Origin of the sequence: Vibrio eleionomae (assembly GCF_009874545.1) — a bacterium.
Lineage (GTDB): Bacteria > Pseudomonadota > Gammaproteobacteria > Enterobacterales > Vibrionaceae > Vibrio > Vibrio nitrifigilis.
The window spans coordinates 38,184-55,439 of sequence record NZ_WEKT01000005.1 but is presented as its reverse complement, the minus strand read 5'-3'; the positions used below and the strand labels follow the sequence as shown (position 1 = coordinate 55,439).

Sequence of the window (17,256 nt, the reverse complement as noted above, 5' to 3'; positions counted from 1 at the left end):
CGGATATAAGTGACTCCTGTAACTTTTTTATTTATCTATTCTTTCAGGTAGGATTAGTGGTAAATGAAAGTGATGATTTTTGTACTTATTTCTTAGCATTGGCGATTTTTTGTTTACAATAGTAAGCAAATATTACTATGTGGATTTCGATATGACTCAAATATCTATTTTGCTGTTTATTGCTATAGGCGGAGCATTTGGCGCTTGCTCTCGTTATTTAATTTCTGAGTGGACCGTTACCATGTTTGGACGAGCATTTCCTTACGGTACTCTATCTGTCAACATTATTGGTTCTTTTATCATGGGAATCTTAATGGCATGTTTTCAGAACGAATGGTTAGCTCCATACCCATGGCGTCAGGTAGTTGGTCTTGGTTTCTTAGGAGCGTTAACTACATTTTCAACGTTCTCTATGGATAACGTCTTGATGATTGAGCAGGGTGCATTCATTAAACTAGGTTTCAATGTGTTGTTGAATGTTCTATTCAGTATCTCAGCGGCTTATGTTGGCTATCAGTGGTTACTGCGTTCTTAAGTTTATTTTAAATAAAATGTTAAATTGAAGGCCTTCTCTCATTTTTGTTGTTCAATGAGAGAAGGCCTTTGTGTATTTAATTCGCTTGCATATAATAAAATTCACTTGTCGGAGTGCCATATGGCTGAGACCGTTAGTTCGGGATCCGTTGAACCTGATCAGGCTAGAACCTGCGAAGGGAACAAGAGAAGACACATCTCAGAAATGCTCTATTACTATTTCTGTCTTATCTTTGATCAATTTAACTGATCGCTCTTGTTGCATATATCCGTCAAGCATTATCCATCTAACTCATTGAGGAAAATGCTATGTCGAGTCGAAAGCAAAGCCGTTTACACGCTAAACAATTTATTCAATCACTATCTAATGAGCCGTTACCTAACTCAGAAAAGTCCTATTTGTTCGGTGGTAACCCCACGATAAAAGTCCCTTTTCGTAAAATATCCTTAAGTAAGACATTACTCGGTGGGAGCAAAGATAACCCTGAGTATCGTGATAATGCCCCTATCTATGTTTATGATACCTCTGGCCCTTATACTGACCCTAATGTAACCATTGATATTTTGTCAGGATTAGAGAGTGTGCGAAGTCAGTGGATAGAACAACGAGATGATACCGAAATATTAGCCAATTCTAAGTCCACCTATACATTAGAACGTTTGGAAGATCGTACACTTAATGACAGCCGCTTCCCTAACCAAACTATAATTCGACGCGCTAAACATTCACACTGTGTTACTCAACTTCATTATGCTCGAAAAGGCATTATTACTCCTGAAATGGAATTTATTGCCATCCGTGAAAATCAACGCTTAGATAATTTGGTTGACCCTCAATTGAGTAAACAACATCCAGGTCAACGCTTTTCTGCTAATACTCCTTCTTATATTACTCCGGAATTTGTTCGCCAAGAGGTCGCTGAAGGACGAGCTATTATTCCCAATAACATCAATCATCCTGAATCCGAACCAATGATAATCGGGCGTAACTTTTTAGTTAAGGTTAACGCTAATATTGGTAATTCCTCAGTGTCATCTTCTATTGAGGAAGAAGTAGAAAAATTAGTGTGGGCGACTCGTTGGGGAGCTGACACTATTATGGATTTATCTACTGGTCGACATATCCATGAAACACGCGAGTGGATTTTACGTAATAGTCCAGTTCCTATTGGCACTGTTCCTATGTATCAGGCTCTAGAAAAGGTAAATGGTATTGCTGAGGATCTGACTTGGGAAGTGATGCGAGACACTTTGATTGAGCAAGCAGAGCAGGGGGTTGATTACTTTACCATTCATTGTGGCGTGTTACTGAGATACGTACCTATGACAGCAAATCGAGTGACTGGAATTGTTTCTCGAGGTGGTTCTATTATCGCTAAATGGTGTTTAGCGCATCACCAAGAAAATTTTCTATACACCCATTTTGAAGAGATTTGCCAAATTTGCGCTGAGTATGACGTTGCTCTTTCTTTAGGTGATGGATTACGCCCTGGCTCGATTGCTGATGCTAATGATGAAGCTCAATTTTCAGAGTTACATACACTAGGTCAGCTAACAAAAATTGCTTGGGAACATGATGTCCAAGTCATGATTGAAGGCCCTGGTCATGTGCCTATGCATATGATTAAAGAGAACATGGATGAGCAGATGGAGCATTGCCATGAAGCTCCATTTTATACTTTAGGCCCTTTAACTACTGATATTGCACCTGGGTATGACCATATTACTTCTGGGATCGGCGCGGCTATGATCGGATGGTTTGGTTGTGCGATGCTTTGTTATGTCACTCCTAAAGAACACTTAGGGTTACCTAATAAAGAGGACGTAAAAACAGGTCTTATTACTTATAAATTGGCTGCCCATGCTGCGGATTTAGCGAAAGGGCATCCAGGAGCGCAGGTTAGAGATAACGCATTATCTCAGGCTCGTTTTGAATTTCGCTGGGAAGACCAGTTTAATTTATCTCTAGATCCTGATACCGCTAGAAAACTTCACGATGAAACCCTACCACAAGAGTCTGGGAAAATTGCTCATTTCTGTTCGATGTGTGGTCCTAAATTTTGTTCGATGAAAATTTCCCAAGAAGTTCGCCAGTATGCAGCTAGCCAATCTCATTCGGTATCAAGTAATCGGATAGATGTGGCTGATGTTACTGGAGGCATGGAAATGATGTCGCAACGATTTATTGATTCAGGTTCTCAGCTCTATCTTGAATCTGATTTAAAGGAGGGAAGGTCATAATGAACATTGATCTTCCTGAGCAGTTGGCTGTTGATGGCCTCGATACTCATATGGTAATGCAACAATTAGAAAAAAATGTGGAGTTTCTGCAGACACTTGGACTTTGTGAACCATCCATAGATATTGAGTATAGAGTTATATCTGGAGACATTATTTCAATCTCTTTCGATGATAAAAACCAAATCCATATTTTGCCAAGTAGGATAAGTAAGAGAGAGAAACAATATGACGTGTCGGGGTCTCTCTTATATCTGTACTATTCTACCGACATTCGTCGTTTAGTATCGGGTGACGCTGCTTATTCGCTGAGCCCATCGTTTTTGCTCAGATCTATCTTTGTTTCTCCGGAAGCTTCTGGATTAGACGCATGGTTTTTAGAAAATAGCACCGAAGGTATAGGAGCCCAATTTTCTAATTTGCCTATCAATATCCGTTATCATTTCTGTTGGCTGCTTACGTTACTCTGTCTGGAATTCACGCTCGAAGATAGTTTGTCATTAGCGCGGGTATTAGGACATGTTTCACGTGAAACATCTTGGCCAGTGAAGAAAGATGATTTTCCTGTACCTGTTGATCTCTGCTTTGCTAAAGAAGGGCAATTCAAAATAAGTTCTATCAGCTCTGATACGTTCTTTCCGGAGATATCCAAAGAGATTGGTTTGTACCCTGTTGTTGATAATACCAAATGGCTGAAAAAGCTTTTGGACTATGGTGTCAAAACGATTCAACTTAGGATTAAGGATAATAGGTCTGAAAGTTTGGAATCAGAAATTATCTCCGCAATATCCCTAGGGAAAGAGTACCAAGCTAATGTCTATATAAACGATCACTGGGAGTTGGCAATAAAGCATCAGGCATTTGGTGTCCATTTAGGTCAGGATGATATTAGTCAGCAAAATATTGATTGCTTAACTAAAGCCAATATTAGGCTTGGAATATCAACTCATGGATATTTTGAAATACTGCGAGCCATCAGATGTAGGCCAAGCTATATCGCGTTAGGGCATGTATTCGCGACAACAACGAAAAGTATGCCATCAAAACCACAGGGGCTGCATAAGCTTGCCGCTTATCTAAGTTTTATTGATTCATCGTCAGTTCGTTCGTTTGGAAGATTACCGACTGTAGCGATAGGTGGTATTCATTTAGATAATGCTCTGGACGTTTATAAAACAGGTGTGGATGGTGTCGCTGTTGTGAGGGCTGCCCATTTCAATCACCAGCAGCTTGAATCGATCGTGACTAAATTCCATGTTTTGGAGAAGAGAGGTAAAGCCAATGTCTTCTCTTACTGATGAACAATTTATTCGCTATAGCAAACATATTTGCTTGCATGAGTGGGGGGAAAAGTCCCAAATTCGTTTACTTGATAGTTCCGTTTTAGTAATCGGGTGTGGTGGTCTAGGTAATCATGTCGCGATCAGTTTAGCGGCGTCTGGCATTGGTCGTTTAGTGTTAGTGGATGATGATCAAGTAGAGCTCAATAATTTACCTAGGCAAATTTCTTTTAACATGGCTCAAGTCGGTGTTGCTAAGGTCGATGCACTTAAAGCAACTATAGAGATCCAAAACGCGGATTGCCGTGTTCGATGTATCAAACGTAGGATGACCGATGAGCAACTAATGTTAGAAGTCACGTTGGCTGATATTGTCATCGATTGTAGTGACAATATGCCGACACGTCAGCAAATTAATCAGTGTTGCTATCGTTGCAAAGTTCCCCTCATTTCGGGAGCAGTAACAGGATGGAAAGGGCAATTCTCTATTTGGGACTACGCACCAAAACAAGCTTGTTACTCCTGCCTATTCCCTGAATCACCTCAAGTTCACACCGCAACTAAAAACTGTGCTGATTTAGGAGTTGTTGCGCCTGTTGTTGGCATCATTGGCTATTACCAAAGCCTAGCTTGTCTTCAGTTACTTACCCATCAGAAAATCAGTTTTTCGACAAATAGGCTATATCGCTTAGATGGCAAGCGAGGAGATTGGAGTGAGTATTCGATTGTTGCTGATCCTCAATGTGCTGTCTGCAGAGAACAAAGAGTCACTGAAGAGGATACTCATATCCGTTTTAAACTAGATAGGCTATCGGGAGGGAAGGAAGATGATTGAAATAGTAATGAATGGAAATCGTTATACCATCGATATTAATTCGACCGTTTTGGATTTGGTGCAGAAACTTGAAATTGAATCACTCTCTATTGCGTTGGCAATTAATTATCAGGTAATACCGAATTCATTATGGTCGAGCGTGACTTTGGAACAAGGTGATTCGGTAACAACATTTAGTGCAGTAGTTGGAGGGTAAACGATGCTTAAAATCGCTGATAAAGTATTTTCTTCGCGTCTTTTTACCGGAACAGGAAAATTTGCTACAACCGAATTGATGTCTGAATCGATTAAGGCGAGTCAATCAGAATTAGTCACCGTCGCACTAAAGAGAGTCGACCCTCAACTAGGTGATAGTGGTAGTCGAAATTTATATCAAACCCTCAAAACATTAGGTGTTAATTTGCTACCAAACACTTCTGGTGCTCGTAGTGCAGAAGAAGCCATTTTTGCGGCGCAGTTAGCGCGTGATTTATTCGCGACAAATTGGATTAAGTTAGAAATTCATCCTGATAGTCGTTACCTGATGCCTGATCCCATCGAAACCCTACAAGCTGCGGAAAGTTTAGTTAAGCAGGGCTTCATTGTTTTACCTTATTGTCACTGTGACCCCGTTATATGTAAACGATTAGAAGAGGTAGGGTGTGCGACTGTAATGCCACTATCTGCTCCTATTGGTAGTAACCAAGGGGTAATCGCTCAGGAGTTTTTACGTATTATCGTTGAACAAGCTAATGTACCCGTCGTTATTGATGCTGGAATTGGGCATCCATCAGATGCAAGCAAAGCGCTTGAATTAGGTGCTGATGCAGTATTGGTGAATACTGCAATCGCAACTGCGAGTAACCCCGTTGAGATGGCTGATGCTTTTCGCTTAGCGGTTTTAGCAGGGAGGAAAGCTTGGAATATTGGTACTAATCAAGCGACGAATTTTGCGCAAGCTAGTAGTCCTATGACCGACTTTTTTAAATCTATAGCACAAGCATCGGTAGGTGAACCTCATAAGTTCGAGGGGGATAACTTATGAGCGGATATTTAAAACAATTCGAACAATTAGATTGGGATGGTTTATCTCTGGATGTGTACAGCCGAAGTGGTAGGCAAGTCGAATTAAGCTTAATCAAGAGCGGTAACGGTATACGATTGACATTTGATGATTTCAAAACGCTAGTGTCACCAGCGGCTTTTGCTTACTTACCACTTATGATTTCTCAATCACAGCAGTTAACTAAGCAACGTTTTGGTCATACGATATCAATGTATATACCTCTTTATTTATCTAACCTCTGTGCTAATGATTGTACCTATTGTGGTTTTTCTATGAGTAATCATATAAAGCGTAAGACGTTAAATAAGGATGAAGTTGTCGCCGAGTTAAAGGTCATTAAACAGAAAGGGTATGACAGCATCTTACTTGTTACTGGGGAACATCAATCGAAAGTAGGAATGGATTATTTTCGAGAAATGGTACCTATTGTGAAAAAGTACTTTTCATACGTTGCTCTCGAAATTCAACCGCTCAATCAGTTTGAGTATACAGAACTAAAATCACTAGGTGTTGATTCGGTATTGGTATATCAAGAAACATATCAACCTCGTACTTATGCCCAACATCATTTAAAAGGGAATAAAACAGATTTTCTATATCGCCTTGATACGGCGGATAGGTTGGGTAAAGCGTCGATAGATAAAATTGGCATTGGCGCGTTGCTTGGCCTTGATGAATGGCGGATAGACTCAGTATTCGCCGCGCATCACTTAGAATATTTACAGAGTAGATATTGGCGTTCTAGGTTTTCAGTTTCCTTTCCTCGCTTACGACCGTGTGAAGGGGGAATTAAGCCGAAATCATTAATCAGTGATCAGCAGTTAATACAGCTTATCTGTGCTTATAGGCTCTGTTTTCCTGAGGTTGAATTATCACTTTCTACTCGAGAATCCGCTGAGTTGCGTGATTTTTTAGTGCTTTGTGGTGTTACACATATGTCCGCGGAATCGAGCACTCAACCTGGGGGATATATTAATCGTGATAGCGAACTGGAACAGTTTTCTATTAGTGATAATAGAGCTACGGAAGAAGTCACCTCAATGCTGATTCAGAAAAATATTGATGTAATTTGGCATGATTGGTCGAGGGGATTTTCCTCATAATGTTTCACGTGAAACAGGCAAGGGTGAAATGACGAATATTGCTCAGGTTTAATAATAAAAAAGACGACAATGCTGTCGTCTTTTTCTTGGTCAATCTTCTGTTCAACATCATATAATTTAATTGATGCGTTGAAAGGGCTGCGTTATGCAGCTTTATCCTTTTTTGAGGAGGTTGTTCCAGTGACCACTGAATCGTCATCGTTATATTTGCCGAGTAGAGCATGATAAAAATCATGATCGTTTAGCGTACCGATGAGTTCATTATCTTCAACTAAGACAATTGGATGACCAGTATGATAGCGAATCTCAATGGCATCACGCATTTCAATGTCAGGAGAAGCAATAACAATTGAATCTTCGCTTAGCTCTGAGCATTCCAGTTGAGAGCTCCACTCAACAACTTCGTAGTCATTTTCTCCGGTGACTGCCCAATTCTTATCAGTTTTTTCTAACCAGATATCAGACTGATCACAAATCTGTATACGGTCCTGCTCATCACTTACTAGCTCATTAGCCGAATTCATCAAAGATCGTCCACGTAATACATTTAAAGGATTTGTGTGTGCCACGAAATCTTTCACATACTGTGTTTTGGGCTTAAGGATGATTTGTTCTGGCTTACTGTATTGAATCAATTTACCTGATTCCATAATCGCGATACGTGAACCAATTTTTAATGCTTCATCCAAATCATGGCTTACAAAGATAATCGTTTTGTTTAATTTTTTCTGTAGGTCTAACAGTTCATCTTGCAGTTGAGCTCGAATGAGAGGGTCGAGAGCTGAAAATGGTTCATCCATTAATAGGATATCACTGTCCATAGCAAATGCTCGCGCTAAACCAACGCGTTGCTGCATACCACCAGAAAGTTCGTGAGGGAATTGTTCAGCCCATTCACCAAGTCCAACCATATCTAGCTTTTCTTGTGCTCGGAGGCGACGTTCTTTCTTTGGTACGCCTTGCATTTCTAAACCAAAGGCAACGTTATCTAATACCGATAGCCATGGCATTAACGCAAACTTTTGAAACACCATTGAAATACGTTCTGTACGTAAATGGCGAAGGGTGGCTTCATTGCAGCTGGCGAGGTCAACTTCATCATCGCCATCTTTGATTTTTAATGAGCCGCGAGTAATTTTATTCAAACCATTAACGGCGCGTAGAAGGCTTGATTTACCTGAACCAGATAAGCCCATCAATACACAAATTTCGCCTTGGTTTACATCTAGTGAAACATTATCGACACCGACGACTAGTCCGGTTTCGTCGATAATTTCCTGACGTGTTTTGCCTTGGTCCAGTAGGCTAAGTGCCTTTTCACTGTGATCACCAAAAATAACGTCCAAGTTTTCAATGCTAATTGATTTCATTATTGCATGTCCTTACTGTTTGGTGCTTTACACATACGGTCGAGAATAATTGCCACAAGTACAATGGCTAATCCAGCTTCAAAACCTTGTGAGATATTGACAGTATTCAATGCTCGAACGACGGGTTTACCCAAGCCATCGGCACCAACAAGTGCGGCAACCACTACCATAGATAGGGACAACATGATGCACTGACTAACTCCAGTCATAATGCTTGGCATTGCAGCTGGAAGCTCAACTTTAAATAACAACTTCATTCTACTCGCACCAAAAGCTTTACCAGCTTCTACTAATTCCTCTGGCACTCTAGTGACGCCTAGATAGGTCAAACGAATTGGTGCTGCAATGGCAAAAATAATGGTTGAGATAAGCCCTGGAACAACCCCTAAACCAAACAGAACCAGTGTTGGAATAAGGTAAACAAATGTAGGAACGGTTTGCATGAGATCCAAAATAGGGCGCATCAGCGTGTACAGCCATGGGCGGTGGGCTGACATAATTCCAAGCGGTACTCCAACTAAAATACAGATGACAGTCGCTGAGAAAACCATTACGAAGGTTTCAAGCATTTCTTGCCAGTAGCCGAGGTTAAGTATGAGAAGTAGCGAAACGACTACGAAAATAACCAGCGAAATTCTACGATGTAACCACCAAGCTAAGGCAGCTGTAAGAATAATTGGTAGAGCAGGAGGCATGGCTTTAAATATGTCCACTAAGAACATAATCGCTGTCTCAAGAGAGATGGAGATAGCATCAAAAAAGCCAGATGCATGGATAGTTAACCAATCGACGACTGTTTCCATCCAGCTACCAAGTGGGATTTTGTAATCGGTAAAAATATTCACAATATATCCTTGTTAGTTCAGTGGAGCAAAACCATGCTCCACTGTTTTCATGAGTTAGAGTTAGGCGTTATCTTTCTCTTTCTCGAGATAGGCTTTAACCGCGGCTTCGCCAGGTTTGCCATCGATGGTTTTCACCCCTTTAAGCCATGTATCTAGATATTGTTCGTGAGATTGTAGCCATTCACGAGCGGAAACTGCTGGTTTCTGTTTGTCATTTAAAATACGACCCATTAAATGGTTTTCCATATTAAGGTCGAACTTAAGATTAGAGATCAGCTTACCTACATTCGGACACTGTTTTAGGTAGTTGTGGCGAACGTTGGTATACACCTTGGCACCGCCATAGTTAGGGCCGAAGTAATCATCACCACCGGATAGGTATTTCATGTCAAACTTGCTGTTCATTGGGTGAGGTGCCCAGCCAAGGAAAGCAATCCATTGATGGCGACGAATCGCTCGTGATACTTGTGAAACCATACCGGCTTCACTTGACTCAACAAGGTTGAAGTCTTTTAAGTTGAAAGCATCTTTATCGATCATCGATTGGATGAGACGGTTGCCATCATTGCCAGGTTCGATACCGTAAATGCGACTTTTGAACTTGTCGGCGTATTTTGCAAGGTCAGCAAAAGAGTGTACGCCTGCATCATAAACGTATTTTGGTACCGCTAATGTGTATTTGGCACCCACTAGGTTTGCCTGTAACACATCAACTTTTCCTGAATCACGATATTTAGCAATATCGCCTTCCATGGTAGGCATCCAGTTACCAAGAAATACGTCAATATCACCACTTGCCATCGAAGAATAAGTGACTGGTACTGAAAGGAGTTCGGTATGGGTTTTATATCCCAAACCTTTTAGCACTTCTGATGTTACAGCTGTGGTGGAAGTGATATCTGTCCAACCAACATCGGCAAAGCTAACTGAATCACAGCTATTTGCATAAGCGTTAAGAGACAATAACGCTGCGGCGGTGAAGGTAACGACTTTACGCATGTTTAATTTCCTTATCTTATGAAGTAATCACTGGCTAGATATCAGCGAGATCTCGCTGAGGTTTTTCTAAACGTTGTTGTTCTTGCCAGTTAGGATCTATCCAAACAGCGGCCTCACTTTTCGGCAGCATTTCATGACCCAAAATGAAATCTGCTGCTCGCTCAGCGACCATAATCGTAGGTGCATTGAGGTTACCGTTTGGAATGGTTGGGAAGATAGAAGAGTCGACAACACGGAGACCTTCTATACCACGCACTCGACAGGTTTCATCAAGTACGGCCATTGGGTCGTTATCTGCGCCCATTTTGCATGAGCATGAAGGGTGATAAGCACTCTCAACATTTTCTTTAACCCATTCGTCAATATCGGCATCTGATGAAATAGCCATTCCTGGCTGAATTTCATCGCCGCGATATTTATCCAATGCGGGTTGAGCGAGTATCTCCCTCGTGAGACGAATACAATCACGCCAATCCTGAATGTCTTGTTCGTGTTGTAAGTAATTAAATTTAATCGCAGGTTTTGCTTTGGGATCGGATGATTCAATCCAAATTTTACCGCGACTTAATGGCTTATTCGGACCAACGTGTACTTGGAAACCATGACCATCAAACGCTGTTCTGCCATCATATCGCATAGCAGCTGGTAAAAAGTGGTATTGTAAGTTTGGCCACTTGAGGCCCGCTCGTGAGCGGATAAAAGCGCACGATTCAAAGTGGTTCGTTGCGCCCAAGCCTTTACGAGTAAGTAACCACTCAGTACCAATCAAACCTTTGCTGATCAAGCCTAATTTGCTGTTAAGCGAGATAGGTTGTTCGCAGCGATATTGGAAATAGACTTCTAGGTGATCTTGAAGGTTTTCCCCAACACCAGGCAATTCGTGTTGAACTTCAACGCCCGCTTTTTCCAATACATCTTTTGGACCAATACCCGAGAGTTGAAGTAGTTGTACAGATCCAACAGAGCCTGCACTAGAAATGACTTCTTGATTAGCGAACGCATGATGGATTGTGCCATTCTTTTCAAATTCAACGCCAATTGCTTTTTTGTCTTTGAGGATGATTTTTCGTGTCAGTACTTTGGTCGCTACAGTTAGGTTAGGGCGCTTCATCGCGCGACGTAGGTAAGCGTTCGAGGTTGAAGCTCGCACGCCGTTGTCTACTGTCATGTGCATTGGGCCAAAGCCTTCTTGCTGGTAACCGTTGTAGTCTTTTGTTTCTGGGTAACCTGCTTGCTGGCCGGCATCAATAAATGCCTGATACAAAGGATTAAGCTCCATATCATTACCATTACAAGTTGCTAATGGTCCGTTACCTCCACGGTATTCGTCTTCACCTCCAATCCAGCTTTCTGCCTTTTTAAAGTAAGGAAGACAATTTGCGTAATCCCATCCTGTTGCACCATGTTCTTGCCATTCATCAAAGTCACAAGCATGGCCACGAACATAGACCATGCCATTAATTGATGAACTGCCACCAAGCACTTTACCGCGAGGACAATGAAGGCGACGTCCATCGAGTCCCTCTTCTTCGAGTGACTCAAATTGCCACGCGTATTTTGGGGTGTTCATTGGATAAGAAAGAGCCGTTGGCATTTGAATAAAAATGCTTTTATCACTGCCGCCAGCTTCTAAAAGTAATACAGAGTGCTTACCTGATTCTGTTAAGCGATCAGCCAAAACACAGCCGGCTGAACCGGCGCCAATAACAATGTAATCGTAATGCTGCTTCATCCTGCCTCCTTAAGCGTATGGCCCAACAAACTCGTTCAGTTCAATCAGAACACTCTTGGTTTGCGTATAGTGATTGAGTGTTTCAACACCATTTTCGCGACCCACACCTGATAGTTTGTAACCACCGACAGGCATTTGCGCAGGGGAGTCTCCCCAAGTATTAATCCAGCAGATACCGGCTTCGAGCTGGTGGATTACACGGTGAGCTCTAGATAGGTTTTGAGTGAAGACACCTGCTGCAAGACCGTAGTCGGTGTTGTTAGCACGTGCGATAACTTCTTCTTCATCAGAGAATTTAAGAACAGCCATGATTGGGCCGAAGATTTCATATTTCACGAAATCCATATCATCGGTACAGTCTGCAAATACAGTTGGGGCAACAAAGTTACCTTTATCTAAACCGTTTTCTGTCACTTGGTATCCACCTGTGAGTAGGGTGGCTGCGCTGTTTTTACCGTTCTCAATAAACTCGAGTACTTTCTCTAAGTGTTTTTTAGAAATAAGAGCACCGACCTGAGTGTTTAGATCCATCGGATCGCCGATGATCAGCTTTTCAGTGCGCTCTTTAAGTTGTGCCACAAATTTGTCGTAGATCTTTTCATGAACGAAAACACGAGTACCGTTAGTACATACTTCGCCTTGGGTATAGAAGTTAGCCATCATTGCAACAGAAACCGCTTGGTCAATTTGGGCATCATCAAAAATGATAAGTGGAGATTTACCGCCCAGTTCCATCGTTACTGACTTGAGTGTTTGTGCACTTGCACTCATTACTTTTTTACCCGTACCCACTTCACCTGTGAACGATACTTTCGCAATGTCTGGGTGACCTGTGAGCATTTGGCCAACACGGCCATCACCTTGAACAACGTTGAATACACCGTTAGGTACGCCTGCTTCAGTAAAGATTTCCGCGAGTTTCAGAGCAGTAAGAGGCGTTTCTTCTGATGGTTTGAAGATCATTGCATTTCCTGCTGCTAGAGCTGGAGCTGATTTCCACATCGCAATTTGAATTGGGTAGTTCCAAGCACCGATACCAGCACAGATACCTAAAGGCTCTTTACGGGTATAAAAAAATTGGCTCTCAGAAAGAGGTTGTTGCGCGCCTTCTTGTGCAGGGGCTAGTCCTGCGAAGTATTCGATAACATCGGCACCAGTAACAATGTCAACACAGTTTGCTTCTTGTAGTGGCTTACCAGTATCTAAGACTTCAAGTTCTGCTAACTCATCGTTACGTTCGCGTAAAATTGCTACCGCTTTGAGCAAGATTCGGCTGCGTTCAGTCGCAGACATAGCTGACCACACTTTAAAGCCTTCTTGTGCAGATTGAACTGCATCTTGCACATCTTGTTCACTGGCTTGACCTAAGACGGCAATTGCTTCGCCTGTAGCAGGGTTATGAGTGGTAAATGTTTCGTTAGATGTCGCTTTGCGAGCTTCACCATTAATGTATAAAGATGCTATTTCCATTGTTAAGCCTAATTAGTTGCCAGCGCACGATGCGCTAGTTGTTGTTCTAAATAATCGGTGATAATGAGTTTGGCTTTTTGAGTATTAATGCCTAAAGGGTTTAAAGCCCCACGTAACCAGATTCCGTCTATTAACGCTGCTATGCCTTGTGCAACTTGGTGTGCAACAGTGATAGGTAGTAATGCTTTGAGCTCTATCATTAAGTGTGAAATCAGGCGTTTTTCGTTAACTCGTTGTAGACGTAATAGCTGTGGGTCATGCATGGAATACGACCAAAAAGCGAGCCAAGTTTTTACAACTTCACTTTGGGCTTGAAAACCTGAGAAGTTAGCTTCAACAATGGCATTAATTCGCTCTTGATGGGCATGCTTAGGTATTTTTGCCAACGCTGTCATTATCGTTTGTGAATGTTCGCGCAATATCGCACGCATCGTTTCTTCAAGCAGTCCATGCTTGCCGCCAAAGTAATGATTAATGATGCCGGTAGACACGCCTGCCTCTCTACTGATCAAAGCAATACTTGCAGCATGCAATCCAACACGCTCGATAACGGTCATCGTTGCTTTGACAAGTTGTGGTTTACGTACTTCAGGCATCCCAACCTTTGGCATATCCATTCCTTTTAATTTTTATTGAACGGTTAATTAAATATAAGCTTACGCATATAATGTTTAGATCTCAAATTAAATTTTAACGAAATGTTGTCATTTTTATGTCTAAAAAGTGATTTTAAGCATTTTTAATCAGTAGGTTATGTGTGATTGTAAAATTTTTTAATAATTTTAAATTATTAGAGGTGAGATGGTTGGCTATATACAAAAAAAAAAATCCCTCAGTGCACAAAGCACTAAGGGATTGAATTAAGAATGAAGGGCAGTTAATCGTTGTGCAATAAGGGCTGTGTTGCTTGTTTTAGCCACTCTTTAACATCACCTTCAACCAGTGGGCTAACATCATCCCATACCGTTTGGTGGTAATCATTTAGCCATGCTAATTCTGGCTTAGTGAGAAGGTTTGTATCGATTGCTCGAGTATCTATAGGGCAACGAGTCAGCGCTTCAAAACCCATAACATTGAAATCACCATTGGTTTCAACATCAACAACCAGTTCAAGGTTTTCGATACGAATACCAAAACCATCTGCACGGTAATAACCTGGTTCATTAGATAGCACCATTCCCGGTTCAAACGGAAAGTTGTTCACCGCTTTGCCGATTCGTTGCGGCCCTTCGTGAACACTTAGGAAGTGACCCACACCATGACCAGTGCCGTGGTCAAAATCATAACCGTTAGCCCACAAATATTGGCGTGCTAGGACATCGAGGTGATGCCCACACGTTCCCTTCGGAAAACGTGCTTTTGCTAGCGCAATGTGTCCTTTAAGAACTAACGTATATTGTTGTTTCATCTCTTGAGAAATATTACCGATGGCGATTGTACGTGTGATATCGGTTGTTCCATCAATATATTGACCACCGGAGTCAACAAGGTAGAGCGTATTGAGTTCTAATTGGCCAGGCTTTGGCTGGTTGATGTGGTTGTAATGGCACATTGCGGCATTACTTGCTGCGGCAGAAATGGTGTCAAAGCTAAGGTCTGCTAGTGTAGGGTCTAGTTCTCTAAATGCTTGTAACGTATCTGATACCATGGCTTCATCAAGCGTTACACCTAACTCTACTTGTTTGTCTAACCATGACAAGAATTTCACCATAGCTGCGCCATCACGAATATGACATGCCTTCATACCTGCGATTTCGGTTGGATTTTTTGCCGCTTTGGGCATTAAACATGGATCGGCATCATTAATGATTTCAGCACCGGCATTTTGCAAAGAAAGCGTAAACCATGCGTTGCTGGTGGCTGGGTCTACGATAACCTTTTTGCTTGTTAACTTAGCGATAGTACTGGCCAATTGTTCAGGATGATGAACTTGGACGCCTTCTCCCACATGTTCATCAAAGTGATTTGCAACACGTTCAGGATCGAGGAAGAAGTCGACGCGAGAATCATTGTAAATGATGGCATGAGAAAGCAAGACCGGTAAGCGCGAGACATCGAGACCACGAATATTCAATAACCAACAAATTGAATCAAGCTCGGTTAAAATCGCGCAGTCTGCCTTTTTCTTTTTAAGAATATCGGCAATGGTCTTACGTTTGGTAGCACTATTGGTCCCGACCAACTCATCGCCCATAAGACGCATCGGTGATACGACGGGTGCAGGGCGGTCTAACCAGAGATCATCAACTGCGTTGGTCGCAGTGCTGCTCAATTCTAGTTCGCCTCCGAGTGTTTTTTGGGCCGCTGTCAGCCAGCTAGCTCGGTGCATTTTGGGATCAAAGCCAACTTTGCTGTCTGCAGGAAGTTCTTTAAGTAACCACTCTAAATAAGGTTCTTCGACAAGGTGTCGATATTCAAATAAATTTGCTGGTACTTGTTTACGAACTTGAACCGTATAACGACCATCAACAAAAATAGCCGCTTTATCTTTAGTTATCACAGCGGCACCAGCTGAGCCAGTGAATCCCGTCAGCCATTGCAGGCGTTCGTTATGTTCAGGGACATATTCACCCAAATATTCGTCTTCATGGGGAATAATGATCGCGTCAAGTTGATGTTGTGTCATCCAGTCGCGAAGCGCTTCGACACGTTGTGAAGTAGATGGTTGCATCTGAAAATATCCTTTAAAGACAGTCCTTATGACTATAAATGCATTGAGATCTAGTGATCTCTATTATGTATGGGTTGTCTGTGACCAGAAGGTATAAGCTACTCTTTTTGCAGATCGGGTGCAATTGGCAACACTGCGAGTACAACTAGGATTTATCATGATTGTGTTGCAGATGTGCTGTATTTCCCTTTATCAGTTTTCTTAGCCAAATTAGCGCTTGATCGTTTTCTCTTTCTTGGCTCCAAAATAGTGCATAAGCCATCGGAGGAAAGTCCATAGGCAAGGGGAGTTCAACGAGATCGAGTTGCTTGGCGATTGCTCGAGTGAAATGACTGGGAGCGGTAAAGATAAAATCGGTATAAGTACACAAAATTGCCGCACTATTATGATCAGGTACGGTGATACCGATATCTCGTTCTTGTCCTAAATCAGCCAGGCGGAAGTCCAGTAGCCAACGGTCATTGCCATCATAACGAACTTGAACATGTCGCACTGATAGGTAGCTTTCCAAATTCCATTCTCGATCAAGTATAGGGTGTCCTCGGCGTACGACACATTTTTGCGTATCTCGATAGATCTCTTCTGAACATATATTTTCTGGAATGGGTAGTGTGATTCGTGAATCGTTAATATCCACATCTCGACCTATGATACCTAAATCCAGCTCCCCCAATTGCAATTTTTGTAGAGTGTCATTATTCCAAGCGTGAGTGCTGATATTAAGGTTTGGACCATGTTGGAACAACGCAGGTAAAAAATGAGGAAGTAATAAGGGATAAACGCTTTCTACCGCTGCAAGTTGGAAGTGATATTCACTGGTTGATGGATCAAATTCAATGGGTTGTGTAATGAGTTCAATTTGATGGGTTAGCGCATCCAATTTAGGTTTTAGGTAAATAGTGGTGGGTGTCGCTTTTAGCCCATGAGAAGTACGAATAAAGAGAGGGTCATCAAATTGTTCTCTGAGTTTAGCTAGAGATTTACTGACGGCTGATTGGCTTAAGTAGAGTCTGTTTGCTGCCCTGGTAACGCTTAACTCTTCGGTAAGCACCTTAAGACAGACCAATAAATTTAGGTCAATACGCGCGAGTTTTTCTACCTTCATATGAATTTCCAATTAGGAATAATAGGAAT

General features: G+C 41.9%; 14 protein-coding genes, 1 pseudogene and 1 riboswitch. Of the genes and pseudogenes, 7 read left to right on the top strand and 8 right to left on the bottom strand.

Annotated features, from left to right (window positions below; translation table 11 throughout):
- Positions 1-151: 151 nt before the first annotated feature.
- The 7 genes and pseudogenes from crcB (at position 152) to thiH (ending at position 7,035) form a co-directional block, all read left to right on the top strand.
- The gene (crcB, locus tag F9817_RS04535; RefSeq protein WP_161153780.1) at positions 152-535 is read left to right on the top strand and encodes a fluoride efflux transporter CrcB; all 384 of its coding nucleotides are present in this window, start codon (positions 152-154) and stop codon (positions 533-535) included.
- A gap of 99 nt (positions 536-634) precedes the next feature.
- Positions 635-733, top strand: a riboswitch (TPP riboswitch).
- A 110-nt stretch (positions 734-843) separates the two neighbouring features.
- Positions 844-2,635: pseudogene (thiC, locus tag F9817_RS04530) on the top strand (phosphomethylpyrimidine synthase ThiC); the annotation flags it as partial.
- A 139-nt stretch (positions 2,636-2,774) separates the two neighbouring features.
- Positions 2,775-4,070, top strand: a complete 1,296-nt coding sequence (thiE, locus tag F9817_RS04525) for a thiamine phosphate synthase (RefSeq protein ID WP_161153778.1) — start codon at positions 2,775-2,777, stop codon at positions 4,068-4,070.
- Positions 4,054-4,887, top strand: coding sequence for a HesA/MoeB/ThiF family protein (locus F9817_RS04520; protein WP_161153777.1), 834 nt, complete (start codon positions 4,054-4,056; stop codon positions 4,885-4,887). Before thiE ends, F9817_RS04520 begins: the two co-directional genes overlap by 17 nt.
- Complete coding sequence (gene thiS, locus F9817_RS04515) at positions 4,880-5,083, top strand: sulfur carrier protein ThiS (RefSeq protein WP_161153776.1); 204 nt, start codon at positions 4,880-4,882, stop codon at positions 5,081-5,083. Before F9817_RS04520 ends, thiS begins: the two co-directional genes overlap by 8 nt.
- A 3-nt stretch (positions 5,084-5,086) precedes the next feature.
- On the top strand, positions 5,087-5,911 hold the full coding sequence (locus tag F9817_RS04510; protein ID WP_161153775.1) for a thiazole synthase: 825 nt from the start codon (positions 5,087-5,089) through the stop codon (positions 5,909-5,911).
- The gene (thiH, locus tag F9817_RS04505; protein ID WP_161153774.1) at positions 5,908-7,035 is read left to right on the top strand and encodes a 2-iminoacetate synthase ThiH; all 1,128 of its coding nucleotides are present in this window, start codon (positions 5,908-5,910) and stop codon (positions 7,033-7,035) included. Before F9817_RS04510 ends, thiH begins: the two co-directional genes overlap by 4 nt.
- Positions 7,036-7,178: 143 nt before the next feature.
- Here the strand turns inward: thiH and choV are convergent, their stop codons facing one another.
- The 8 genes from choV to F9817_RS04465 all read right to left on the bottom strand — a co-directional run bounded on the left by choV (position 7,179) and on the right by F9817_RS04465 (position 17,227).
- A complete protein-coding gene (gene choV / locus F9817_RS04500) occupies positions 7,179-8,405 on the bottom strand; it encodes a choline ABC transporter ATP-binding protein (RefSeq protein WP_161153773.1) in 1,227 nt (408 codons plus the stop codon).
- Positions 8,405-9,250, bottom strand: coding sequence for a choline ABC transporter permease subunit (gene choW, locus F9817_RS04495; RefSeq protein ID WP_161153772.1), 846 nt, complete (start codon positions 9,248-9,250; stop codon positions 8,405-8,407). The genes choV and choW overlap by 1 nt, the downstream gene beginning before the upstream one ends.
- Positions 9,251-9,310: 60 nt before the next feature.
- On the bottom strand, positions 9,311-10,249 hold the full coding sequence (locus tag F9817_RS04490; RefSeq protein WP_161153771.1) for a choline ABC transporter substrate-binding protein: 939 nt from the start codon (positions 10,247-10,249) through the stop codon (positions 9,311-9,313).
- Between the two features lie 34 nt (positions 10,250-10,283).
- Positions 10,284-11,981: a choline dehydrogenase gene (gene betA, locus F9817_RS04485; RefSeq protein WP_161153770.1), complete on the bottom strand. Its 1,698-nt coding sequence runs from the start codon at positions 11,979-11,981 to the stop codon at positions 10,284-10,286.
- A gap of 9 nt (positions 11,982-11,990) precedes the next feature.
- Positions 11,991-13,451 carry a betaine-aldehyde dehydrogenase gene (gene betB, locus F9817_RS04480; RefSeq protein ID WP_161153769.1) on the bottom strand — a complete coding sequence of 487 codons (1,461 nt, stop codon included), beginning with the start codon at positions 13,449-13,451 and terminating at the stop codon, positions 11,991-11,993.
- An 8-nt stretch (positions 13,452-13,459) separates the two neighbouring features.
- On the bottom strand, positions 13,460-14,062 hold the full coding sequence (gene betI / locus F9817_RS04475) for a transcriptional regulator BetI (protein WP_161153768.1): 603 nt from the start codon (positions 14,060-14,062) through the stop codon (positions 13,460-13,462).
- Between the two features lie 266 nt (positions 14,063-14,328).
- A complete protein-coding gene (locus tag F9817_RS04470; protein WP_161153767.1) occupies positions 14,329-16,122 on the bottom strand; it encodes an aminopeptidase P family protein in 1,794 nt (597 codons plus the stop codon).
- 145 nt (positions 16,123-16,267) lie between these two features.
- Complete coding sequence (locus F9817_RS04465; RefSeq protein WP_161153766.1) at positions 16,268-17,227, bottom strand: LysR substrate-binding domain-containing protein; 960 nt, start codon at positions 17,225-17,227, stop codon at positions 16,268-16,270.
- Positions 17,228-17,256 lie beyond the last annotated feature (29 nt).